The organism is Maribacter polysaccharolyticus, from assembly GCF_028882255.1.
Taxonomy (GTDB): Bacteria; Bacteroidota; Bacteroidia; order Flavobacteriales; family Flavobacteriaceae; genus Maribacter_A; species Maribacter_A polysaccharolyticus.
Genome location: NZ_JARBUY010000001.1, coordinates 82339 through 107430 on the forward strand (window position 1 = coordinate 82339; position 25092 = coordinate 107430).

Here is a 25092-nt window from a genome sequence, read left to right on the forward strand (position 1 = left end):
TATTTTTACGGAATGTTGATTATCGGCTGCGCTCGAACAGACTTTGTATTAATTTTATTATGAAAAAAGAATGGTTTACTATTTCAGTTTATGCTGAAAATAATGTAGGTTTACTGAATAGGATTTCAGGTATTTTCTTGAAACGACATATCAATATTGAAAGCCTCAATGTTTCAAAATCGGAAATCGAACACGTTTCTAAATTTACGATTGTTGTCAATACCTCCAAAGATTGGACACAAAAGATAGTACAGCAAATTGAAAAACAAATTGAAGTGATAAAGGCCTATTATCACGATGATGACGAGATCATTTACCAAGAATCGGCGCTATTCAAAGTAGCTTCCAATCTACTGTTCGATGAGCGTCAAATACAAAATATCATTAAGGACAGCAATTCACAGATCGTTACCGTTTCCCGGGATTTCTTTGTACTGGCAAAATCAGGGAGGCGCCACGAAATCGATGAAATGCACGAAGCCTTATTACCGTATGGCATCATGCAATTCGTCCGTTCAGGAAGAATAGCGGTATCAAAGGCTGAAATGCCGATCAGTAAACTATTGAAAAACTTTTATCAAGATTAATAATCATTCCCGAAAGCTATCGGGGCTAAAAACGCGAATATAAAATGGCAAATTATTTTAATACACTATCACTACGGGATCAATTGACCCAGTTGGGAAAATGCAGATTTATGGATACAAGTGAATTTGCAGATGGTGTAACTGCTTTAAAAGGTAAAAAAATCGTAATTGTCGGTTGTGGGGCACAAGGCCTTAACCAAGGGTTGAACATGAGGGATTCCGGTCTCGACATTTCCTATACCCTTCGTGAAGCAGCTATAAAGGAAAAAAGACAATCATTTATCAATGCAACGGAAAATGGCTTTACCGTTGGTACATACGAAGAATTGGTGCCTTCCGCGGATTTGGTCATTAACCTTACCCCAGACAAGCAGCATTCCAATGTAGTCAATGCGGTAATGCCCTTAATGAAAAAAGGAGCAACGTTATCATATTCCCATGGTTTCAATATCGTGGAAGAGGGAATGCAGATCCGAAAAGATCTTACCGTGATCATGGTAGCCCCTAAAAGTCCCGGTTCTGAGGTTAGGGAAGAATATAAAAGAGGTTTCGGGGTACCTACCTTAATTGCGGTACATCCCGATAATGACCCTGAAGGTAAAGGTTTGGAGCAGGCCAAAGCCTATGCTGCCGGTACAGGCGGACATAAAGCAGGAGTATTGGAATCCTCCTTCGTGGCCGAGGTAAAATCCGACCTTATGGGCGAACAGACGATCCTATGTGGTTTATTGCAAACAGGTTCTATCCTTTGTTTCGATAAAATGATCGAAAAAGGAATCGATCCGGGATATGCTTCAAAATTGATCCAATACGGTTGGGAGACCGTTACCGAAGGACTAAAATATGGTGGAATCACCAATATGATGGATCGTTTATCCAATCCTGCCAAAATAAAGGCTTTTGAACTGTCTGAGGAATTGAAGGGTATAATGCGTCCTTTATTCTATAAGCATATGGATGATATCATGAGTGGCCATTTTTCCAAAACCATGATGGAGGATTGGGCAAATGATGATAAGAACCTTTTGACGTGGAGAGCGGAAACCGGGGAAACAGCCTTTGAAAAAACACCTGCCGGAGATGTTCAAATTAGTGAGCAGGAATTTTATGATAATGGGGTATTAATGGTAGCCATGGTACGTGCCGGGGTTGAATTGGCTTACGAAGCCATGACCGAATCCGGTATCATCGGGGAATCTGCCTATTACGAATCCCTTCACGAAACCCCATTGATCGCCAATACGATTGCACGTAAAAAATTATTCGAAATGAACCGGGTAATTTCCGATACAGCGGAATATGGTTGTTATCTATTCGATCATGCCTGCAAACCTTTGTTGGCCGATTTCATGAAAGACATCGATACGGACGTAATTGGCAAAAAATATGGTGAAGGTAAGGACAATGGCGTTGATAATGCCAAGTTGATTACCGTAAACAAAGCCCTAAGGGAACACCCTGTTGAAATCGTAGGAGCCCGCTTAAGAGCGTCAATGACCGCGATGAAACCTATCGTTTAATAACCGGTAATCCAGTATTAATTCTGCCTGGTTAAATTATTGACCGGGCAGATTTTTTTTTAGATATATTGAAGCGTTAAAAACCCAATAGGTCTTTTTATCTTTGAGTATGACATATTTTCCAAAATTAAAAGACATCAAGGACGCCTCGAAGATCATCCAGGAAGTGGCGAAGATTACCCCATTGGACGAAAGTATCCGACTCTCGAAACTATATGGTGCCAATGTACTCCTTAAACGGGAAGACCTTCAACGGGTACGGTCCTATAAGATTCGTGGGGCCTATTATAAAATGAGTACCCTTTCCCAGGAAGAACGGGGCAGGGGAGTCGTTTGTGCCAGTGCGGGCAACCATGCCCAAGGGGTCGCTTTCGCATGCCGTCACTTGGGGATAAAAGGCACCATTTATATGCCCTCGGTAACCCCAAAACAGAAAGTGCAACAAACGAAAATGTTCGGAGGTGATTCGGTCACCATTGTATTGGAAGGTGATACGTTCGATGATTCCTCCAATGCCGCTATGCAATTTTGTAGGGAAGGCAACAAAACCTTTGTACATCCTTTTGATGACAAAAAGGTAATTGAGGGCCAAGGCACTATCGGATTGGAACTTTTGGAACAGGTAACCGCACCGATAGATTATTTGTTCGTTGCCATAGGTGGGGGTGGACTAGCTTCGGGTTTATGTGGTGTATTTAAAGACTTATCCCCAAATACCAAGATCATTGGTGTTGAACCTTTGGGCGCCCCTTCAATGAAAACCTCTATCGCTAATGGAAAGAATACGAGGTTGGAAAAGATCGATAAATTTATCGACGGGGCTGCGGTACAGCGGGTTGGAGATTTAACCTTTGCCATTTGCAAGGAATATCTACATGACGTAATTACGGTTCCCGAAGGGAAGGTCTGCCAGACGATTTTGGATTTGTACAACAGGGATGCCATTGTAGTAGAACCTGCTGGTGCTTTGACCATTTCCGCATTGGACGACTATGCCGAGGAACTTAAAGGAAAAAACGTGGTCTGTATTGTAAGTGGAAGCAATAATGATATAGCGCGCATGGCCGAAATCAAGGAACGTGCCTTGTTATATGGGAAGCTGAAACATTATTTTATTGTTCGTTTTCCACAACGCCCGGGTGCATTGAGGCACTTTGTGGCAGACATACTCGGGCCTGATGACGATATTACCCATTTTGAGTATTCGAAAAAATCGAACAAGGAAAATGCACCTGCCATTGTGGGCATCGAATTAAAGAGTCCCGTCGATCTTCAACCCCTGATCGATCGAATGAAAGCAAATAATTTTTTTGGAGAATATTTGAACGATAAGCCCGATTTGTTCCAATATCTAGTTTAACAGTATCACATTAGTAAAAGGATTTATTACAAAACTCAAATCTTTATTTTTCTTTGGTGAACTTTAGCTGTTTTCTCTCGTTAAACCCATAATTTTGTAAATCAATTTAAATTTTAAAATAAACTAGTATGGCAATACCATCTGAATATAAAATTACCGAACCCTTAAACCAGAAAACCTTTTTGTTGAACGGGGAATTAAGGGAATGGACAGGAAATGTCTCAAAGGTATATTCCACCATATCGAGTACCGATACCTACGAACCTACCTTGTTGGGAAGTATTCCCGATATGGGGGAAAAAGAAGCTTTGGAGGCTTTAAACGCTGCATCCGGGGCCTATAATAACGGTCAAGGGGCATGGCCTACCATGTTGGTCAGGGACCGCATCGCCTGTATGGAAGTTTTTGTCGAAAAGATGAAGACCAAAAGGGAAGAAGTCGTTAAATTATTGATGTGGGAGATCGGTAAATCCTTACCCGATTCCCAAAAAGAATTTGACCGTACCGTAGAATACATTTATGATACCATTGAGGATTATAAACAAATGGACCGCGATGCCGCCAAGTTTCAGAAACACGACGGTGTCTATGCCCATATTAAAAGAGGTCCACTCGGGGTCGTACTATGTCTAGGGCCTTATAATTATCCTTTAAACGAGACCTTTGCCCTCCTGATCCCGGCGATCATTATGGGGAATACCACCATATTCAAACCCGCAAAACACGGGGTATTATTGATTACCCCCTTACTCGATGCCTTTAAAAGTAGTTTCCCAAAAGGGGTCGTGAACATCCTATTCGGTAGGGGTAGGGCAGTGGCCTCACCCATTATGAAGACCGGAAAGGTAGATGTCCTGGCCTTGATCGGAAACAGTAAATCTGCCAATGCCCTTCAAAACCAACATCCAAAGAGCAACCGATTACGTTTGGTGTTAGGCTTGGAAGCCAAAAATCCGGCCATTATATTACCGGATGCCGATCTTTCCCTAACGGTCGATGAGTGCTTGGCCGGTACCTTGTCTTTTAACGGACAACGTTGTACTGCCCTAAAAGTGGTTTATGCCCATGAGAATATCGTGGACGGATTCAACGCACAATTTGCAGAGCGTGTGGACAACATGAAATTTGGGAATCCTTGGGAAGAAGGGGTACAATTGACCCCATTGCCAGAACCCGGTAAACCGGATTATATTCAAGAATTGATAGATGATGCCGTAGCAAAAGGTGCTAAGGTCTTGAATAAAAAAGGAGGAAAACGTTTTGATAATTACATTTGGCCTGCTGTTTTATATCCCGTGACCAAGGATATGCGCGTGTACCAAGAAGAACAGTTCGGACCTATTATCCCTATTGTACCTTTTACCGATATCGATGAACCTTTGAACGATATGGCCGAAAGCAATTATGGCCAACAAGTAAGTTTATTCGGAAAGGATGTATATGCCGTAGCCCCATTGATCGAAACTTTGGTCAACTTGGTGTGTCGGGTCAACTTGAACAGTTCTTGCCAACGTGGACCGGATGTATATCCGTTTACGGGAAGAAAGGATTCGGCCCAATCTACCTTGAGTGTACACGATGCCTTACGTTCATTCTCAATCAGGACCTTTGTGGCCTTTAAGGATAACGAATTGAATACCGAAATCGTTGAAAAATTGTTGGAAACAAAACTTTCGAACTTTGTAAGTACCGACTATATTCTATAAACGTCGCATCCTACGGTTCGTTTAACCGTAATTTTGTGGGGTTAAAACCATATTAAAAGCCTTTCCGGTATCGGGAAGGCTTTTTTGTTGATGAACCCATAAAAATTATAGGGTAAATGCATGCCGTTCTATATGATACATGGTCTGCCGATGGAAAACACGGTGGTATGAATCGAAAATAGGTAGCCGGGAATATATCTGAATTTCGAAAGTCCTTACAATGGAAATCATTCACCTAAGGTAAGGAAGCAAAAAGGACATCTTATGGTCAAACATACAAACGGATGCAAGGTTGCCTGTGCGGAAATTTCCATGATCGAGAATCAAATACCAAAGGATAGACCCATTGCCAAAAGTATTTGAAGTTCAGGACATTCGTTATGGCAACGCCCTCTCCCATCAGGTAAATGCAGTACATAACCCCCTATTATGTAGGCAATTAACATTAATTTAATGTTAAAAAACGGTTGAGGGTAAAATGACATATAAATCGGACAAAGACCAATAGTTAAACACAAAATTACGCAGGTAATTTTGCGTTATAAACTTTTAATGGTTCTCGGAAAGAATTGATCAGCTTTCTTTGGATGATAGTTTAAACCCCAAAAAAAAATTATGGAAAAGAAAATGACAAATAAAAAAGCCTTAATCGCCCTTGCTATAGGTGGTTTTGGTATTGGATTGACAGAATTCGTTATCATGGGTATTTTGCCCGATGTAGCAAAAGGTCTAAGTATAGATATTTCTGAAGCAGGTCACTTTATCGCAGCCTATGCGCTTGGGGTTGTGGTCGGTGCACCCCTATTAACTTCGTTCAGTGCCAAGATCGATGCACGAAAGATGTTACTGTTCTTAATGGGATGGTTTACGATAAGTAATACCCTATCCGGTTTTGCAGATAGTTATTACACTTTATTGTTGGCTCGATTTTTCTCTGGATTGCCTCATGGGGCCTTCTTTGGAATAGGGGCGGTAGTTGCCGGTAAATTGGCGAAGGAAGGTAAATCGGCCCAAGCCATAGCGGTCATGTTTTCCGGTTTGACCATTGCCAACGTCATCGGTGTGCCCATAGGTACATATATAGGACACCAATATGATTGGAGTATGTCTTTTTATATGGTGGGTATTGTAGGGGCCTTAGCGGTTACCAGTGTATTTCTTTGGATGCCAAAATTGATATCCGAACCCAAAGAAACCAGTATTGACCATGATAAAGTGCTTAAAAACGGAGAGCTTTGGGCATTGATACTCTTGACGACCATCGGTACCGGTGGGTTCTTTGCGTGGTATAGTTATATTGCCCCCTTTATTACCGATGTTGCAGGTTGGGAAGAATTTATGGTAGGCCATGCCATGATCTTGGCCGGATTGGGAATGGTAGTAGGCAATTTTCTAGGGGCCAAAATGGCGGAATTGTTTTCCCCTTTAAAGGCTGTTGTCCTTAGTTTAAGTGTTATGGTCGTATTCTTATTGTTCAATTCGTTATTTGCCCATAACCCCTATGTGGTTTTGGTAATGACATTTTTGTTGGGAATGGCTTCCTTCACCGTCGCTACACCCATTCAATTGGCGATCATCAACACCTCTAAAGGTAACGAGATGTTGGGCTCATCCTTGAATCAAAGTGCCTTTAATATGGGTAATGCTTCCGGAGCCTATTTAGCAGGCCTTCCCATTGCCTTGGGGTACGGAGTAGTGTATGCCGGTGTTATGGGGGCTGTTTTGGCAGGTCTTGGTGTATTTATAGCCATGGGGATTTTATTCTTTAGAAGGTATAAAACGTTTGGATTTAGAAAAATGGCCATGTCCCGGTATAAATTGAATAGGTAAAAAATTATTTAACAAAAAAGCCCGATACTTAATTCGTATCGGGCTTTTTGTTTTTTAAACGGGCAAACAAACCTAAAATTATAAATTGGCAGCCAACCAATCCCCAACTTCACTGGTTTTATACGCTTTACCTCCTTCGGCAAGATCTTCGGTAACAACACCTTCGGCCAACGATTTGTTGACTACATCGCGAATGGCCTGGGCCTCTTCGGTTAGATCCATATCCTCAAAAAGCATGGCAGCCGATAATACCGTAGCTAGTGGATTGGCAATATCCTTTCCGGCCGCTTGGGGATAAGAACCGTGGATCGGTTCGTACAAGGATACTTTACTCCCCACGGAAGAAGAAGGCATTAATCCCATTGAACCGGAAATCACAGAAGCTTCATCGGTCAAAATATCACCGAATAAATTGGCGGTGATCATCACATCATAAGCACTGGGCCACTGTACCAAACGCATGGCCACGGCATCAACGAACTCATAGCTCACTTCAACCTCAGGATAATCTTTTTCCATAGCCTGAACGGTCTCCCTCCACAAACGGGAAGATTCCAATACATTGGCCTTATCCACACAACATAATTTTTTAGAACGTTTCATGGCCATTTCAAAACCTTTCTTTGCCAAACGTTGTATTTCGAAACGTTGATAGGTCATGGTGTCATATGCCGTTTCGCCGTCATCTTTTCTTCCGCGTTCCCCAAAATATACCCCACCGGTCAATTCTCGCAATATGATCAAATCGGTTCCTTCGATGCGTTCCCTTTTTAATGGGGATTTATCGATTAGGGAGGGGAAGGTAAAGGTTGGTCGGACATTGGCGAACAATCCCAATTTTTGTCGCATCTTCAACAAGCCTTGTTCCGGACGTACCTTTGCTGAAGGGTCGTTGTCGAATCTGGGATGCCCTATGGCACCGAACAATACCGCATCGGCATTGGCACATATTTCATGGGTTTCATCGGGATAGGGTTCCCCAACGGCATCAATGGCCGCAGCTCCTGTTAAAGCGGGTTTCCAGTTTATTTCGTGGTCGAATTTCTTCGCTATCGCATTTGATACTTTTACAGCTTGATCGATTACTTCGGGACCAATTCCGTCTCCTGCTAAAAGGGCTATGTTCAATTTCATTTTGTTCGCTTTAAAAAGGGCTATACGCTTATCGCATAACACTTGGTTTTACTTATTATTTGTTTACTGGATTGATTAAACTTCTTATGATTTTATCAACTTTACCGTTAAGGTCTAAAAAAATTAATATGGCTATATACCCAAGCAAGGTTTGATTTGTTTTTACTGATGGGGGTAAAGCCATTAAATTATATTCAACATTTTTTCGGTTGCCTTAATGGCAGATACGGTTTGATCCGAATCGAGGCCACGCGTAATGAACTCCGTGCCATTATTGTTCCAAGATATAATGGTTTCACACAACGCATCCGAATTACTCCCCGGAGGAATACGTACGGCATAATCGGTCAGCTTTGGGAAATCCCGCTTCTTTGATCTATAGATTTTCCGCAAGGCGTTCATAAAGGCATCATATTGTCCATCGCCTTGGGCATTGGCTTCGTGCACTTCACCATCGATTTCGATGGCAACCGTGGTCGAGGGTTTTAAGCCCTTGGAATGGGTAAGTACATAAGATCTTACAAAAACCTTTTGCTGGTGGTCCCCACTATTTAGAACATCGGAAATGATATAGGGGAGATCTTCTTTGGTTACCCTTTCCTTTTTATCTCCCAATTCAATGATACGCTGGGTAACTTTTTTAAGTTCAGCGTTATTCAATGTTAGGCCGAGTTCCTGTAAATTTTTCTGGATATTGGCCTTTCCAGAAGTTTTACCTAGGGCATACTTACGTTTTCGACCAAACCTTTCGGGTAAAAGATCGTTAAAATAAAGATTCTTTTTACTGTCCCCATCGGCATGGATCCCCGCAGTTTGGGTAAATACATTATCCCCGACAATAGGTTTGTTGGCAGGAATACCAAACCCTGTAAATGCGGAAACCAACTTACTGACCTTGTATAAGGAAGGTTCTTTGACCGCAATCGCTATCTCTGGAAGAAAATCGTTGATAACGGCCACGACACTGGCCATTGGGGCATTACCTGCCCGTTCTCCCATTCCGTTTACGGTAAGGTGTATTCCATGACAGCCCGCTTTTATGGCTTCCATAACATTGGCCACCCCAAGATCATAATCGTTATGGCCATGGAAATCAAAATGTGCAGTGGGGTAACGTTGAATTATTTCGGAAATGTAGTCAAAGGTTTCGGAATGGGTCAACACCCCTAAAGTATCGGGCAATAAAATACGATCTACCTGCTGTTGGGTCAAAAAATCGAGGTATTGGAATACATATTCCTTTGAATTTCGCATTCCATTGCTCCAATCCTCCAGATATACATTGGTTTTGATACCCTTTTGGGAAGCTTGTTCCACGATTTCGGAAATATCGTTGAAATGTTCCTCCGGTGTTTTTTTCAGTTGATGGGTCAAATGGTTCAAAGAACCTTTGGTCAATAAGTTTTGCACTTTGGCTCCGGCATTGTCCATCCATTCCAGGGAAACGCCTCCATCAACAAAGGTCAATATCTCAACCCGATCCAGATAATCGTTCTCTTTAGCCCATTGGGTAATTTCTTGAACGGCCTTCAATTCCCCATCCGAAACCCGTGCCGATGCGATTTCAATGCGATCGACCTTAAGTTCATCGAGCAGTAATTTGGCCACTGTCAGTTTCTCGGATACCGAAAAGGACACCCCCGATGTCTGTTCCCCATCTCGAAGGGTGGTGTCCATTATTTCAATCCGCCGTTTGTTCATTTTAAGGAACCTTATCTTTTAATAAAACGATTATAAAGGAGTATGTTGGGCGTATTCGCTGATCTTATCCTTGATGTTCAACAAGAAGTCGATATCATCGAAACCGTTCAGCATATTCGATTTTTTATAATCATTGATTTCAAAATTCTCTTTTTCACCCGTAGCCTTAAGGGTAATGGATTGCTCTGGAAGGTTTATCTCCAACTGGGTTTTTGGATCGGCTTCAATCGCCGTAAATATCTTATGCAGGAATTCCGGACTCACCTGAACGGGTAAAACCCCAATATTCAAGCAATTGTTCCTAAAGATATCGGCAAAGAAACTTGATACCACACAACGGAAACCATAATCATAAACCGCCCAAGCCGCGTGTTCCCTTGAGGAACCGGAACCAAAGTTCTTACCACCGACCAAAATCTTGCCCCCATAGATAGGGTTGTTGAGGATAAAATCTTTTTTCGGGGTATTGTCGGGATTATAGCGCCAATCCCTAAAAAGGTTGTCACCAAAACCTTTACGCTCGGTGGCCTTTAAAAAACGTGCCGGAATAATTTGATCGGTATCCACATTTTCAATAGGAAGGGGTACCGCTGAAGAAGTTAGTATATTGAATTTATCGTATGCCATTTTATTTTGCTTTATGCATTACGCCAATCGCGATGCGCTGATTATTACTACTCTATTTTTTGAATTAAATTACTTATACTTCGTTTAACTTTATTTACTTTATCATATAAAGTGGTGTATGATACATCATCTATATACTTTAAATCCTTAGCTAGAAACATAAAATATTCTAGCTCTGATGCTAATCCTCTTGAAATAATTAAAAAACGTTTATACTCTGCATCTGACGCTCTACCACAACCTTCTGCAATGTTGGAAGGAATTGAAAAAGATGCTCTTCTCATTTGACTTGTAATTCCAAATTCTTCATCCTTAGGGAAAGCTTTTGTAATACTATAAATATTCAATGTTATTTCATGTCCTAATTTCCACACATCATATTTACGATAATCCCTCATTTCAATTATAATTATCGAATAGCGTACAGCGTTTTGCGCTTAGCTTTAAACAGTTTCCATCAATTCCCTTGGATCGGTTACTTTACCGGTAACCGCTGCGGCAGCAGCCACTAACGGACTAGCCAATAAGGTCCTGGCACCAGGTCCTTGACGGCCTTCAAAATTACGGTTCGATGTACTTACCGCATATTTACCTGCTGGAATCTTATCATCGTTCATGGCCAAACAGGCAGAACAGCCCGGTTCACGTAATTCAAAACCGGCTTCATTGAGGATGTCCAATAATCCCTCTTCCTTTATCGCAGTTTCTACTTGGTGTGATCCAGGGACCAACCATGCAGTAACATTATCCGCTTTTTTCCTTCCTTTTATGATAGAGGTAAAGGCCCTGAAATCCTCAATCCTACCATTCGTACAGCTACCAAGGAAAACAAAGTCGATGGGTTTGCCCATCATGCTTTCCCCTTCACTGAAATTCATATATTGAAGTGACTTTTGATACGTGGCAACACCACCTTCAACAGCATCCGCTAATGGAATATCATTGGAAATTCCGATACCCATTCCCGGATTCGTACCATAAGTGATCATGGGTTCAATATTGGAAGCATCGAAAGTGATTTCCTTATCGAACTGCGCACCTTCATCGGTGTAAAGGGTTTCCCAATACGCCATGGCTTTGTCCAAAGCAGCACCTTTTGGTGAGAACTCCCGGCCTTTTACATATTCAAAGGTTTTTTCATCGGGGGCGATCATACCACCGCGGGCTCCCATTTCTATACTAAGGTTACATACGGTCATACGCCCTTCCATCGACATATCGCGGAAAACCTGGCCGGCATATTCCACGAAATAGCCTGTAGCACCTGAGGTAGTCAATTGTGAAATAATATATAAAGCTACATCTTTCGGGGTTACCCCCTTGCTTAGGGAACCTTCAACATTGATTCGCATGCTCTTTGGCTTGGCCTGCATGATACATTGGGTCGCCAATACCATTTCAACTTCCGAGGTACCTATACCAAAGGCGATGGCTCCGAATGCCCCGTGGGTAGAGGTGTGCGAGTCACCGCAAACGATGGTTGCCCCAGGTTGCGTAATTCCATACTCGGGACCTACAACGTGCACAATACCGTTTTTCTCATGTCCCAATCCCCAATACGAAATACCGTAGGTCGCTGAGTTTTCTTCCAAGGCTTTTAGCTGATTGGCAGAAAGTGGATCTTCAACAGGCAAATGCTGGTTGATGGTCGGGGTATTGTGATCCGCGGTAGCGAATGTTTTTTCCGGATGCAAAACTTCAATACCTCGGTTTTTTATCCCTAAAAAGGCTACGGGACTGGTCACTTCGTGAACCATATGGCGATCGATGAACAATACATCGGGACCATTTTCAATATGTTCTACCACATGGGAATCCCATACTTTATCAAATAGTGTCTTTTTTGAACTCATAATGCTATTTCTTCTAGCTTACAAAGCTATTAAAAGTACTGATTTTAGGAAAGTATATCTTCGGCAAATTACGATGTCCAACAGGATATAGTTCTGGGTATCCAAGTTGGTAAATAGGCTTGACTTCCTTTTTTCAGCGCTATTTAAAGATATTTCATGAAATTATGTCCGATGCAACAACCAATCTTATTTCCCAAGCAAAAATGGGCGTGGAGCAGTTATGCGTACCATGCCAAACTATCCTAAATCTTTTAATCACACATTGCAGAATGAACCTATCCTGATCTAAGCCGTTCTGTATAATACGCAGTACGATCATTATGACTGGGGCAGCATCATTTGCCGGCCAAACAAGTTGCTTCAATGTATTGTAGGAAATACTTAAACGAAACTGTTTTTTAGTGAATCCTATCCTTTGCATATTTAAAACCTTAAACCGTATTTTGGAAATCATTGAACCATGGAACGATTCAAGAAAAAAGTGGTCATGGTAATTTTGGTAAAGAATTTTGGATAAAGGCAGCAAATGAATTGGGTCAAGGGAACCAATCACAGCGTGGGACAGGCAACTTTCCGTTACCGATCGGAAACCATTCCAGCTCAACTTTTACTCCTAAAAAGGTTTTGGCTCACATTTTCACATTTACCTATATTCATGAAGATTTATTAATTACGACCTTCTGCCATTTCATGGGGAACGGGATGTTCTTCGGCTTTGTTGATGTTTTCAATGCCTTGTAATAAGGCATCCGGATTAAAGGAAATGGAATCGATACCTTCCTTTACCAAAAATTCGGCAAAATCGGGAAAGTCACTGGGCGCTTGTCCACACAACCCGATTTTGGTATTCGATTTTTTTGCGGAAGCTATGGCCATTGAAATCATTCGCTTGGCGGCCAAATCGTTCTCATCGAACAGTTTGCCCATGATTTCCGAATCCCGATCTATACCCAGGGTAAGTTGGGTCAAGTCGTTGGAACCTATAGAGAATCCATCGAATATTTCCGCGAATTCTTCGGCTAAAATCACATTGCTGGGAATCTCGACCATGGTATATATTTCAAGTCCGTTTTCCTTACGTTTCAATCCGTTGGCAGCCATAATCGTGATTACTTTTTTTCCTTCTTCCAAGGTACGGCAAAAAGGAACCATTACCTTTAAATTGTCGAGCCCCATGGTTTCCCGTACTTTTTTGATGGCCGCGCATTCAAGGGCAAATCCATCCTTATACAAAGCACTGTAATATCGGGAGGCACCCCTAAACCCCAACATCGGATTTTCTTCCTTCGGTTCAAATTCGGTACCGCCGATCAGGTTGGCATATTCATTGGTCTTAAAATCGCTTAACCTTACAATGACTTCCTTTGGATAAAATGCGGCTGCAATGGTAGCGATACCCTGTGAAAGTCGGTCTATGAAGTAATCCTTCGGATCGGAATAACCACGGATTAATTTTTTGATGGCCCGGACAGTCTTGATATTTTGAAGATCATCGAATTTGACCAAAGCCATTGGATGAACTTTTACGGCATGGGTGATAATAAACTCCATTCGCAACAGTCCGACCCCATTATTGGGATAGTGGGCCAATTGGAAGGCATTTTCAGGATCCGCCAGAATCATTTTGGCTTCTGTTCGGGGCATTCTAATGTTTGAAAAATCGATTTCCTGCTCATCAAAAGGTAGTTTTCCTTCATAGACATAACCCGTCTTGCCTTCCGCACAGGATAAAGTTATAGCCGAGCAATCCTTTAGATTCGATGTGGCATTACCACAGCCAACGATTGCGGGCACCCCCAATTCGCGGGCCACAATGGCCGCATGGCTTGTTCGTCCCCCTTTATTGGTTATGATACCTCCGACTTGCTTGAGTAAAGGATCCCAATCAGGGGTAATCGTATCGGTAACGATAATATGATCAGTAGTGAGGTTTTTAGCTTCCTTTGGAGCGTTTAATAGGGCAGGGATACCGATTTTGATCTTTGACCCAACGGCATTGCCGATAGCCAATACGGATCCCTTTTTTCGCAGTTTATATTCAATATGCAGATTTTTGTTCTTGGATTGATGTACGGTCTCGGGGCGCGCCTGTATGATGAATAGATCATTGGTACGCCCGTCTTTTGCCCATTCGATATCCATTGGTCTACCATAGTGTTTTTCAATCCGTAGGGCCCATTTTGCCAAAGTGATTATTTCATCATCGGACAAGACATATTGTCTTTGTTTGGTCCTTGACGTATGGACGTTGATCGTCGTATCGTCCGTTTTCAATTTCGAATAGATCATCGTTAACTTTTTATCCCCCATGATTTTCTGGATGATCGGGTATTTCCCCTTTCTAAGGGTGGGTTTGAAAATGTAAAACTCATCAGGATTGATCGCTCCTTGCACGATGTTTTCCCCTAAGCCCCAGACCCCTGAAAGCAGGATGACATTTTCGAAACCGGATTCGGGCTCTATGGTAAATCCTACACCCGAACAACCCTTGTCTGACCTGACCATTCGCTGTACCCCAACGGAGAGAGCGATATCACTATGCTTAAAACCCTTATCGTTGCGGTACTTGATCGCCCGATCGGTATATAAGGAGGAAAAACACTTTTTTACGGCTAAAAGCAAGGCAGCTTTTCCTTTAATATTCAAAAAAGTATCGTGCTGTCCGGCAAAACTTGCTCCCGGTAGGTCCTCTGCAGTGGCGCTACTACGAACAGCGACCGAAATGGTATCCTTTCCCCGGAGATTTTGATAGGCTTCAATAATACTTCTGGTAAGGTCTTTGGATAGCTTTCCGTCTAAAATGAGCCTTCTGGCCTCTTCGCCCACCTCATTTAAATTGGAATAGTTTTTCGTATCCAAGCGTGATAAGGTTTTGGACAAGGGTTCCCGGAGGGCATTTTCATCCAAAAAATTCCAATAGGCTTCGGATGTGGTGGCGAATCCGTCAGGAACTTTAACTCCCTCGGATGACAGTTCTCGAAACATTTCCCCCAATGAAGCGTTCTTTCCGCCTACATAGGGCACATCTTGAATACCGATTTCGCTGAAATATTTGATAAAAGGTGTCATCGTGAGTGTTTTGTTTAAAGCAAAACTCTTATCAAATATGTTGGTCTACAATGATGTGCATCAGTTGGAAAAGGAAACTTGGAGGTAAAAAACAAAGGCAAAAATGCCTTGATCCACGAGTATGGATCAAATATCTAGAAAGCCTGGAACAAATTATCCGACTTCAAATCCGAAGATGGAATGAAAGGAAAATGGAGACTGACCTAAGTCATTGTGAATGTACGTGTTGAATATTATTATTGCGCCAATCGATTACTTGGAAAAGGACGATTCCCGAAAATATTTTCAGTAGGGAGTCATGAAGATACGGGCGTAGTCAAGAAATTTAAGATAAAATCGGTACAGGGTAATCCAGGTAAAGGTGATGAAAAAGGAATTCGGTTAACTCCGGACAACTATGAATACCTTTTAAATCCCAAGGTTACGTTCAGTACACAAAAAATAGGTTAGTTTAGTTTGGTTGGTTGTATAAGGTGCCGTTGAAATACTGTTATAGGTATCTGACGGTACCTTATCATTTAGGGTATAGAAAAGGGTCTTAAAATAACGCTCGGGTTGATAACCCCCAAATCGAATCCAACACTTCAGATTGCAATACTTTCTTCTTAATCTTTAAATAAATCAAAATGCTATGGAAACAACAGAAATATTCGACAAGCACGTAAAAAAATATGAAAAGTGGTTTGATGACCATAGGATGGCATATCAATCTGAGGTTTTGGCCCTTAAAGAGCATTTTTCGGAATTGCCCGAGAACATTCGAGGTATCGAAGTAGGCTTGGGCACGGGACGGTTTTCTGAGCCGCTTGGTATTAAAGAAGGGATCGAACCTTCTGTTGAAATGGCCGAAAAGGCCATAAAGCGAGGAATCGAAATCATGAAGGGTACTGCAGAAAGATTGCCATATTCGGCCCTACAGTTCGATTTCGTACTTTTTGTAACCATCTGTTATTTTAAAAATGTCAAAAAAGCCTTCCAAGAGGCGCATCGTGTACTCAAACCCAAAGGATCGGTCATAATCGGTTTTTTGGATAGTGAACAATCGGTGGCAAAATCGTACATGGAAAAAAAGCAAAAAAGCAACTTTTATAAAGAAGCCCGGTTTTACTCGGTTAATCATGTAAAAAATTTACTCGAGAAAACAGGATTCGAAAAGTTGGTGTTTTCTCAGACCTTATTTGGTGAGCTTGACGATATCAATGAAATACAAAGGCCCAAACCAGGATTTGGGGAAGGTTCTTTTGTTGTTGTGAAAGCCACAAAAAAGTGAAGATTGACTATCACCCCCATACTGCCGATATTCGAATGAGAATTGAGGGCGACACCATTGAAGAATTATACGCTTCCGATTTATCAATCTGATATACATGATTTTAAATCAATCCCATGGTGAGTACATTTAAGGGAAATGGACAAATTTAGAATCGATTATGAATATAAAGATAAAAGACCCAGATCTAGAATTCCTTGAAGACGGTCCTTGGGATGAGTTGTATGCCCTTACCAAGCGGTGGTCGACTGATATTGAATTTTATCGCGATGATCTTTGGTTTCTAAACCAATTGATAGCAAAATATATGATATGGATCATTAAATCGGAGAATCTAGACCTTGTCAACCAAATGCAGCGTGGACTATTCGAACTGAACAAAAAAAGCAAAGATCTGCTGGAAAAATTAAGTAAGCATTCGATCCGGTTGGGACAATTGGTGGAAAACCCCAATAGTCGTGATGCGGGGGTCATTAAATTGGAACATGAACATCTTGAAGAGGAAATCGCTGAATTTGTCAAATCATTTCGGAAGAACAGAAAAGAAGTCTTTAAGTTGACCTCCTATATCATCAATAGTGAAGAATTGGCAAGTATTATGGGGTCATAACAGGTTCAATGATCAAAAGATCGGCATATGACCATGCTTTTAACGGCCACTAAGAAAGTATCAGGATTTAAACGTACGCTAATGCAATAAAAACCGACCCTATGAAAATTAAATGGTATAAACTTGTAGTGGGTGCCCTTGTGATTTTTTTAGGGGTTTTCTTTTTGTTCGCCATTTGGTACAAGTACGAATACGCTATGGAAATGGCCGAGGTTTATGAGATCAATACGCCCCAATTGAACAAAAGACTTCTTATTGCTACCCAAGGCAGTGATTTTAAAAACAGTGTTTCCAAAGGGGTAATCGATCATTATAGAACGGATTCCGTTTATATCAAGGTAATTGATGTCTCATCCATTATGGAGGTTTCATTCGAAGACTATGATGCCATTTTGATATTACATACCTGGGAATACAACCAAGCGCCGGAAGCCGTTACCACCTTTTTGGAAAATGCGGGTTCCTTCAAAAATAAAACGGTCATATTGACGACTTCCGGGGAAGGTTCTGAAACAATGGAAGGTGTTGATGCCCTCACCGGCGAATCCCGTTTGGAAGATGCCCCGAAATCCATAGAAAGGATACTCGCACGACTAGATCCCCTATTGTATTTCTAAAATTACTTTCCGTTCCCGGCATTCCAATGAATACGTTGTACTGATATTGGTCATTCCATAACTTTTTACACCATCTTATTTTTGGATAGATTTAGTATCCAATGAAAAAATATACCATCAACTTGCCCAATGTATTCTATTTCTTTGGCGCGACAGCGTTATTGGTATATTTATTGTTGGTGGGGAAGGTCATTTTGGCGCCGTTGGTTTTCAGTTTTTTTTTGCCCTAATGTTAATGCCCTTAGTTTCATTTTTTGAAAGCAAACTTCGCCATCGTATTATAGCCATTATCGTAGCTTATCTCGTCGCTGTGGTACCTTTGTTCGGGATACTTTTCTTTTTTTTCAATCAATCCCGAATACTGTTCAATGAACTACCGTCTTTACGCGATAAACTGAATAATGTCTCGATCTGGTTCATGGATTGGTTCAATCAGCAATTCAATATAAATCCCCAGACATCTTCAGACTGGATCGACAACATAATGGCTACGATCGATATTCCCATAGAACTGTTACAGGGGAGTTTTCAATCCGGTACCAATATCCTCGCAAACACCGTTCTTATCGTTTTGACCACCTATTTTTTATTGTTATATCGAACGGCTTTTAAAAATTTTCTACTGTCTCAATTGGGCCCGAAATACAGGGAAACTACGCAGCAGCTTTTCGAACAGCTGAAGAAATTGGCCAAACGTTATATGATAGGCCAAGGGTTGGTAATTCTTATTCTAGGTTTGCTTATTGGATTTGGTTTGTGGCTTATTGGGGTACCCTATCCGTTTTTTTGGGGTTTTTTGGCGGGTTTCCTAGAGATCATTCCCTATGTCGGCACTTCAATAGGCGCTATCCTTCCCATTACTTATATGTTGATGGTTTCCGATTCGTTATGGCAACCGGTGGCCGTACTAATTTGGTATATCATCATACAGCAATTGGAAGGTAATGTGATATCGCCCAATGTGATGGGTTCGAGTATCAAGGTCAATCCCTTGTTCATTATCATGGGTTTGTTTTTAGGCGGCTTTATGTGGGGAGTATCGGGTATGGTCTTGGCCCTGCCCGTTTTGGCCATTTCAAAAGAGGTTTTCAGAAGTTATGATGTTTTGGAACCTATCAGCTATTTAATGGAAGACGGACTCTCGAGGAAAGCGGACATTTTTTTAGGGAAATTCGATAAAGAGGAGTATCGATTTCTTAAGTTGTTTTTTAAAGATAAGGAGTAGGGTGGTAGTGTGGGCAATGAACAATGAACAATTAGCAATGAACAATTAGCAATTAGCAATGAGCAATGGACCATTACCTTGATTACGGTTGATGAGGACCATAGGGAACTAGGGAATGGGATCTTCATTCAGGGATGCAAGTACCTTAGCTGCCCTTTCCCTTATTTTTTTATTGGTATCGGTCAATGCAGATTGCACTATAGGGGCAAAGGCATTATCGCCTATTGTTTCAATCAAGGAGAGTACGGCTTGCTTTAATTTCATATCCTTTCTCGCCAATAGGGTTTGGTAACATTCGGTTTCACTAATGGTCTTAATGTTAAGCTTTCTTATTTTTTCATCCGATACGCTATCGACCAAAACGGATTCCGTAATGGGGATCAGAACCGATTTGAGTTGGTAGTTAAGGATGTTATCCAAAAATTCAATGGCATGAATGCGTTGCTCTTCCTTACCTTTTAAAATGATATCCAATAAAGGGTCTACATCGGAAGGGGGATATTTAACTCCTAAAAACTTAAAAATGCGTTCCAGTTGACGATCAAGCCGTTGCTCCAATAATCGGATCAAATTGTTCCTGGCTTCCACTTCATCGGGTGCTATGGTCACGCTCTTTTTTTTGTATTGTACCAAAATTTGTGAATGGATGGCCGATAGGGTGATTTGGTACAACTGGCACTCGTCCACAATTTTAGTGATTATTGATTTATCCGTTATTTTTAGGTTCGGGTGTTTCCATTTGAGTCTTCTAAGGGCTTCAATGGCTTCCATTTTTATGGAGTGTTCGGTTCCTTCCGTTAGTTTCAACAATGAATTCACGGCCTTTTGGGATGCGAATTTCTCAATCACCAAAACGATATGGTTCGCATCTTCAAGATCAACAACATCTTCCCGAACTTTTGCAATCAGTATATCGATAATGGGATCCCCATAATTATATAGGGCCTCAAGGGCGGTTTTTCTGACTTCCTTTCCCGATAAATGGCTTATTATACAATCGATAAACCGGGGATCCAAAGTTTTGGAAGCTGAAAAAATGGCCTTTTTCAATACATGCAGGTCACTTGACATCAAATACTCCTCAAGCATTGGGTAGTATTTTTCGACTTTAGCTTGGCCGATAGCTTCCAAAATGGCCTCCAATTTATTTCTTTTTTCTTCCTTGGAGATTAAACTGTCCAATTGTCCAATGGCTTGTTTTAAGAATTCCTCCAGCTGAAACTGTTCTTGTAGGGACTTATTGTTCCTTAACTCCATGGATAATCCTATCAAAGCGGCATTGGCGATGGTCGGGTCTTCGGATCCAAGATATTTATTGAATAGCCCTACGGTATCGCTGTCATGATTTTTCAACAAATACCTGAAGGCTGCAGAGGTCACTTTTTGGTCGCTATCGTATACCATGGCCGTTAGCTCTTGTGAAAGGTTTTCAGTTCTTAGAAAATAAAGATTCTCAATTGCCAAAGCCCTTACTTTGGCCGATTCATGGCGTATCAATCCCTTAATGGCTTCAAAAAATCGCTCGTCCTTGACATCCAGCGTTTTCTGTAGCATATGCAATATCTGCCCCTCAGATCCATTTTGGAAGACCCTGATAACGGAAGGTACTATGGCCGTGACTTCCTTTTCCGGCCTAGGGGGTTTCTGAACCTTTTCTTTTGAAGGCTCGAATATTTTTTTGAAGGTGGTAATATATTCTTTTCTCAAATGATAGATAAAGTACAACCATATCGAAATCAATACGATGATGATCAAACTGACATAGGTGGATGGAATTTCGAGGGCATTGATAAAAAATATGAGAATAAAGCCAGCCAAACCCGTTGCCAGACTATCGACCACAACATCGGTAAATGTTTTCGTCTTTTTTTTAATTTCTATCGGTATGGGAATGGAAAGTAATTCAGTAGCAGCCTTGTTAATCGATTGCTTTAAACTACCATCAACCACCTTTATGAGGATGATGACCCATAATTGGGGTAAAAAAAGCAGTAATAGCGATCCAAAAAGGATTCCCGACGGAAGCCATAGCAGCGACTTCCCTACACCAAAAATACCAACGATCCTTTTGGTAAGGAATAACTGTATCAGCAGGGATATCAAACTCAAGGTAGAAAACCAAAAACCAAAGAAAACGGTCAGTTCTTCCTGATCTTCGATTAATCTGGATGCATAGTCACTATATTGATAATCCACTAATTTTGCCACCAAGACGCTAATGCCGATTACAGTAGCGATCAAGATCAAGAGCTTGGATTGTTTTATCAATTTAAAGGGCGAATCACCTTTTGGTGTACTGCGTAATGAAACTTGAAAAGGGTTCAGTTTTTCAACTTCATGCTTCCATATATACCGCATTATGGGCAAACAGCACGCCAATAGGGCAGCGGCAATGAAGAAAAGACTCTCCGTATTTATGAAACTTGCCAACAATGATGTGAGATAGCCACCAAAAATACCCCCTGCAATGGCTCCTGCCCCTATAAATCCGAAAACGCGTTTTGCTTCCCTGACATTGTAGACAAGGTTTGCCAATATCCAGAATTGTGATGCGACCAAAAGGCCAAAAATGGCCACCCATATGTATGGGATGTATAAAAGGAGCCCGTTTGCAATATTCAAATTAAACCAAATACCAAAGACCATCAATGAAAGTATCGAACCGATTAGGGTTCTTTCAATAATCCTTTTCAATGGATATTTTTCCAACGCCCTATCATAAAAATAAGAACCTATAATGGCCATCAACGCCGTAAGAACATACCCCACCGGTAACGCATCGGAAGAAAGTTCGGATAAAAAAAGGGAATTGATCGTAGGTTTTACAATGAGAAGGGTGGTAATCAGTAAAAAAATGTTCAGTTGTAACAAAAGTGTCTTTTTAAGTTCACTTTCTTCAATGTCAAAAACCCTTAATGAATATGCCTTTAAAGTTTTGATCATAGTTGTCTGAAATATTTTTATTATCCTGTCACCAACCTTTCCATTTGGGCAGATGATCCACACTGTGAATATAAGAGGAATTATCTTTAATTAAAGCTATCCATTTTAGGTTTTTTGAGGAATTGACGGACGATTTTCATTATGGGAGTAGGGTGGTGGGTTTTGGTACCGAACTTACCCCATCGATATAAAAAATTAACCAGAAAAAGGTATCGTCTCGCTATTTTTCGATCAGGGCTTTGCTGAGCCTTTGACATGTTCTTTTTTCGCAATGGTCTCCACCTGTATCGGGGCGTTTTCCCGGTACATTTTGTGTTCGACTATCAAAGCAGGTAGGTTAAAACCATTTTCCAACAATACATCTTTGATTTCACGCATAACCCTACTTTTTATAAGCTCTCCCATATTGGGGTCGTTTTTTGGGGAGTTGGTTTTTAGGATATCGACCCAGAAAGTAATTTTAATCACCACGCTAGACTCCCCAATTTCATCAATCAACATATTCGGCAAAGGCTTGGGAAGTACGTCCTTTTGTTTTGAAAAATAAGCAAGAATGACTTCCCTTGCTCGGGCCAAATCATCAAAAGTATCCAAGCCAACCTTGAATTCTTGCCGTATTAGTCCGTCTTTGGTGTAATTGATCAATACATTCTTGACGATCATGGAATTGGGGATGAAAATATCCCTGCCATCGGCGGTTCTGATATGGGTGACCCGTAAATCCAAATTCCTTACCGGGCCCTTGTATTTATCCATTTCAATGATATCCCCCTTTTTAAAAGGCCTGTTTACAGCCAATAATATTCCGGACAGAAAGTTTTCCGCGATGTCTTTGAACGCAAATCCAACAATAATGGCAGATATACCCGCTCCGGCCAAAATACTGCTGCCAATACCTCCAAAACCAACAAAATGTAGCGCGATGATAACCCCTAAAATGATGAAGATCCATTTGGTGACATCTCCGGCAAAATTAGCTACGATAGTGTCTTTCCATTTAGCGGTCAATCTTGTCCGTATCAGTTTTCTAAGCAGTAATCCCATTATCGTAAAGACGATAAGGACCATAATGCCGGAAAGAATATTGGGAAATGCCTTGATCAGCGTATCCCCGAAATCCACAAATACTTTTTCGATCTGACCCATATTATTCTTTAGGAACCATTTTCTTCTTTAAAGATACTAGAATGCCTACGATTACCCCAATCACAAAGCTGCCTAAAATGACCAATACCCGAGACATCGATAGCTTCCATATCAAAAACCTGACATCGGTAACATCCGTATTTTGCAGCGAAAATACCACGACCAAGGTCGCAGCAATAATGGCCATAATGGTTTTGAATTTCATAGTCTATAGCAACTGGTTAACAACGTTTTCCTTGATATCCAATCTCAAATTGGTACCACATTGCAATGTAATACACGATCGATAAATATAACCCGACCGGTTTTAAAAAAGAATGATAGATATCATTTCCCATGAACAACCGGGCGCTTTATTTCTTTATGATTTTAGACTTATCGGTCAAACCTTTTATTTCAATTTTGGGGTCGCCGTACACATAGATCTTACTGCTGCCTTGGGCATATAATTCCAAATTTTTGTTCACATTGACATAAACATCCGAGGAATTGGAAGTGTACAGGTCGGCAACGGATATTTTCATTTTCCTGGCATTGAATTTTGAAGACCCCTTAAGACTTATATAGGCGTCATCCACCTTGCCATTGGTATCGAGTTCGGCGGAAGCGTTTAGCGTGACACGCAATTTATCCGTTACCAGATATGCCTTCATATCCGTCCGGTCATTCATGACCAACGTTGCATTGTCCGATTCGATATTGATTTTTCCACCCGCATTGCGATGTAGTATCACGGTAACATCATCGGATTTGACATTTAAATCAAACCGACTTGAATTATACCCGGTAAGATAGAACTTGGCAGCTTCGATATTTTTTTTAGAGGTGACCTTTGCGCCGTTTTTAAGTATAAGTTGTTCAACATCCCTGACGGTGAGTTGGATATCAAGCTTTTTCTTAGCGGTAATTTTAAAAAGGGTATAAATCCTTAGGGTATTGTCAAAAACCGAAAAATCGATAACATCGATTAGGTTGTTATCGACTTTTAAAACATAGTTATTTTCATTACCTTGGAATAAGGTTACCTCCAACCCATCGTCAACCTCAATGATATTGAAGGTGCCATCTATTTTCCGTACCACTTCGGTAACTTCTTTATTCCCCTTTATCTTGGGTTTCTTTTGGGCATTGGCCAAAGTTCCGAGACCCAATAGTGCAAGTACAACGATTAAACTTTTCATAGTGATCTTTTTTATGGGATTGGTATGAAGGAAAATACCGGACACCCTGTAAACAAATATCTTGGTAATTCCCACGTTCCCAAATGATCTAGATCAGAATCTTGTAACATATAATGTTGAGCTCCTCCCGATAAAACGGACAGCTTGGAACAAGAGGATTATTAAGGAATAAATGTTAGGCTTTAATTAACAATTTGCCTAGGAAACGATCAAAGTATTCGGAGACGTAGATCGTATGTGCGAGCCAACAGTTGGAAACGGGAACACGCACCCAGGAGGTGTGCCGTAAGAAGGGTATCCGTGATACCACCTTCTATAATTGGAAGAAGAAATACGGAGGGCTTGAAGTCTCTAAGCTGGGGGGGCACAAGAATTTTGGAGCGGGGAACTCCCAGTTGAAGAAACCGGTGGCGGACCCTAGCCTTGAAAAACAGGTTCTTCAGGACGTACCAAAAAAATTCCAAGGCCGTCCCGAAAACGGGGGATGGGCTCCAATAAGGATGGAATATAATAGCCCCGTCCAGCATTGTTACAAGCTGGTATTGCTGCATAAGAACCTGTTCTATTACAAGACCAAGGGGCAGGAGCGATGAACTGTTGCGCATGCGTATGAACGAGATAGCCTCCGTAAGGGTACGTAATGGGTTTTGACGCATCCTTATCCTTTTGAGAAGGAAAGGGCATCATCGACTACAACAAGCGGATATACGGGG

Annotated in this window: 20 protein-coding genes; 10 read left to right on the top strand and 10 right to left on the bottom strand. The window is 41.3% G+C overall.

Features of this window, described 5'->3' with window-relative positions; translation table 11 throughout:
- The first annotated feature begins 59 nt into the window (after positions 1 to 59).
- From ilvN to PHU20_RS00405, 5 genes are all read left to right on the top strand, one after another.
- Entirely contained in the window at positions 60 to 587 is a 528-nt protein-coding gene (gene ilvN / locus PHU20_RS00385; protein WP_274823350.1) for an acetolactate synthase small subunit, read from the top strand.
- Positions 588 to 631: 44 nt separating this feature from the next.
- Positions 632 to 2107 carry a ketol-acid reductoisomerase gene (gene ilvC / locus PHU20_RS00390; protein WP_274823351.1) on the top strand — a complete coding sequence of 492 codons (1476 nt, stop codon included), beginning with the start codon at positions 632 to 634 and terminating at the stop codon, positions 2105 to 2107.
- Positions 2108 to 2216: 109 nt separating this feature from the next.
- Complete coding sequence (gene ilvA / locus PHU20_RS00395) at positions 2217 to 3467, top strand: threonine ammonia-lyase IlvA (RefSeq protein WP_274823352.1); 1251 nt, start codon at positions 2217 to 2219, stop codon at positions 3465 to 3467.
- A 128-nt stretch (positions 3468 to 3595) separates the two neighbouring features.
- Positions 3596 to 5173 carry an NADP-dependent glyceraldehyde-3-phosphate dehydrogenase gene (locus tag PHU20_RS00400; protein WP_274823353.1) on the top strand — a complete coding sequence of 526 codons (1578 nt, stop codon included), beginning with the start codon at positions 3596 to 3598 and terminating at the stop codon, positions 5171 to 5173.
- Between the two features lie 615 nt (positions 5174 to 5788).
- Positions 5789 to 7003, top strand: a complete 1215-nt coding sequence (locus tag PHU20_RS00405; protein WP_274823354.1) for an MFS transporter — start codon at positions 5789 to 5791, stop codon at positions 7001 to 7003.
- 78 nt (positions 7004 to 7081) lie between these two features.
- Here PHU20_RS00405 and leuB read toward each other — a convergent pair whose 3' ends face one another.
- From leuB to ppsA, 6 genes are all read right to left on the bottom strand, one after another.
- On the bottom strand, positions 7082 to 8137 hold the full coding sequence (leuB, locus tag PHU20_RS00410) for a 3-isopropylmalate dehydrogenase (RefSeq protein WP_274823355.1): 1056 nt from the start codon (positions 8135 to 8137) through the stop codon (positions 7082 to 7084).
- Between the two features lie 183 nt (positions 8138 to 8320).
- Positions 8321 to 9838 (bottom strand): alpha-isopropylmalate synthase regulatory domain-containing protein, encoded by a 1518-nt coding sequence (locus PHU20_RS00415; protein ID WP_274823356.1) that lies wholly within the window; start codon positions 9836 to 9838, stop codon positions 8321 to 8323.
- 30 nt (positions 9839 to 9868) lie between these two features.
- Positions 9869 to 10465: a 3-isopropylmalate dehydratase small subunit gene (leuD, locus tag PHU20_RS00420; RefSeq protein WP_274823357.1), complete on the bottom strand. Its 597-nt coding sequence runs from the start codon at positions 10463 to 10465 to the stop codon at positions 9869 to 9871.
- Between the two features lie 47 nt (positions 10466 to 10512).
- Entirely contained in the window at positions 10513 to 10863 is a 351-nt protein-coding gene (locus PHU20_RS00425; protein ID WP_274823358.1) for a four helix bundle protein, read from the bottom strand.
- Positions 10864 to 10908: 45 nt separating this feature from the next.
- Positions 10909 to 12318 carry a 3-isopropylmalate dehydratase large subunit gene (gene leuC / locus PHU20_RS00430; RefSeq protein ID WP_274823359.1) on the bottom strand — a complete coding sequence of 470 codons (1410 nt, stop codon included), beginning with the start codon at positions 12316 to 12318 and terminating at the stop codon, positions 10909 to 10911.
- A 666-nt stretch (positions 12319 to 12984) separates the two neighbouring features.
- A complete protein-coding gene (gene ppsA, locus PHU20_RS00435; RefSeq protein ID WP_274823360.1) occupies positions 12985 to 15387 on the bottom strand; it encodes a phosphoenolpyruvate synthase in 2403 nt (800 codons plus the stop codon).
- Positions 15388 to 16018: 631 nt separating this feature from the next.
- Here ppsA and PHU20_RS00440 point away from each other — a divergent pair.
- The 4 genes from PHU20_RS00440 to PHU20_RS00455 all read left to right on the top strand — a co-directional run bounded on the left by PHU20_RS00440 (position 16019) and on the right by PHU20_RS00455 (position 19109).
- Positions 16019 to 16657, top strand: coding sequence for a class I SAM-dependent methyltransferase (locus PHU20_RS00440; RefSeq protein ID WP_274823361.1), 639 nt, complete (start codon positions 16019 to 16021; stop codon positions 16655 to 16657).
- A gap of 160 nt (positions 16658 to 16817) precedes the next feature.
- Positions 16818 to 17267, top strand: coding sequence for a hypothetical protein (locus PHU20_RS00445; protein ID WP_274823362.1), 450 nt, complete (start codon positions 16818 to 16820; stop codon positions 17265 to 17267).
- 101 nt (positions 17268 to 17368) lie between these two features.
- Entirely contained in the window at positions 17369 to 17884 is a 516-nt protein-coding gene (locus PHU20_RS00450) for an NADPH-dependent FMN reductase family protein (RefSeq protein ID WP_274823363.1), read from the top strand.
- Positions 17885 to 18056: 172 nt separating this feature from the next.
- Positions 18057 to 19109: an AI-2E family transporter gene (locus tag PHU20_RS00455; protein ID WP_274824448.1), complete on the top strand. Its 1053-nt coding sequence runs from the start codon at positions 18057 to 18059 to the stop codon at positions 19107 to 19109.
- Between the two features lie 108 nt (positions 19110 to 19217).
- Here PHU20_RS00455 and PHU20_RS00460 read toward each other — a convergent pair whose 3' ends face one another.
- The 4 genes from PHU20_RS00460 to PHU20_RS00475 all read right to left on the bottom strand — a co-directional run bounded on the left by PHU20_RS00460 (position 19218) and on the right by PHU20_RS00475 (position 24379).
- Positions 19218 to 22052, bottom strand: coding sequence for an MFS transporter (locus PHU20_RS00460; protein WP_274823364.1), 2835 nt, complete (start codon positions 22050 to 22052; stop codon positions 19218 to 19220).
- 231 nt (positions 22053 to 22283) lie between these two features.
- Positions 22284 to 23198 (bottom strand): mechanosensitive ion channel family protein, encoded by a 915-nt coding sequence (locus tag PHU20_RS00465; protein ID WP_274823365.1) that lies wholly within the window; start codon positions 23196 to 23198, stop codon positions 22284 to 22286.
- A 1-nt stretch (position 23199) separates the two neighbouring features.
- The gene (locus tag PHU20_RS00470; protein WP_274823366.1) at positions 23200 to 23403 is read right to left on the bottom strand and encodes a LapA family protein; all 204 of its coding nucleotides are present in this window, start codon (positions 23401 to 23403) and stop codon (positions 23200 to 23202) included.
- Positions 23404 to 23551: 148 nt separating this feature from the next.
- Positions 23552 to 24379, bottom strand: coding sequence for a GIN domain-containing protein (locus PHU20_RS00475; RefSeq protein WP_274823367.1), 828 nt, complete (start codon positions 24377 to 24379; stop codon positions 23552 to 23554).
- A gap of 251 nt (positions 24380 to 24630) precedes the next feature.
- Here PHU20_RS00475 and PHU20_RS20120 point away from each other — a divergent pair, with 251 nt between their 5' ends.
- On the top strand, positions 24631 to 24972 hold the full coding sequence (locus tag PHU20_RS20120; RefSeq protein WP_420828656.1) for a transposase: 342 nt from the start codon (positions 24631 to 24633) through the stop codon (positions 24970 to 24972).
- Positions 24973 to 25092: the final 120 nt, after the last annotated feature.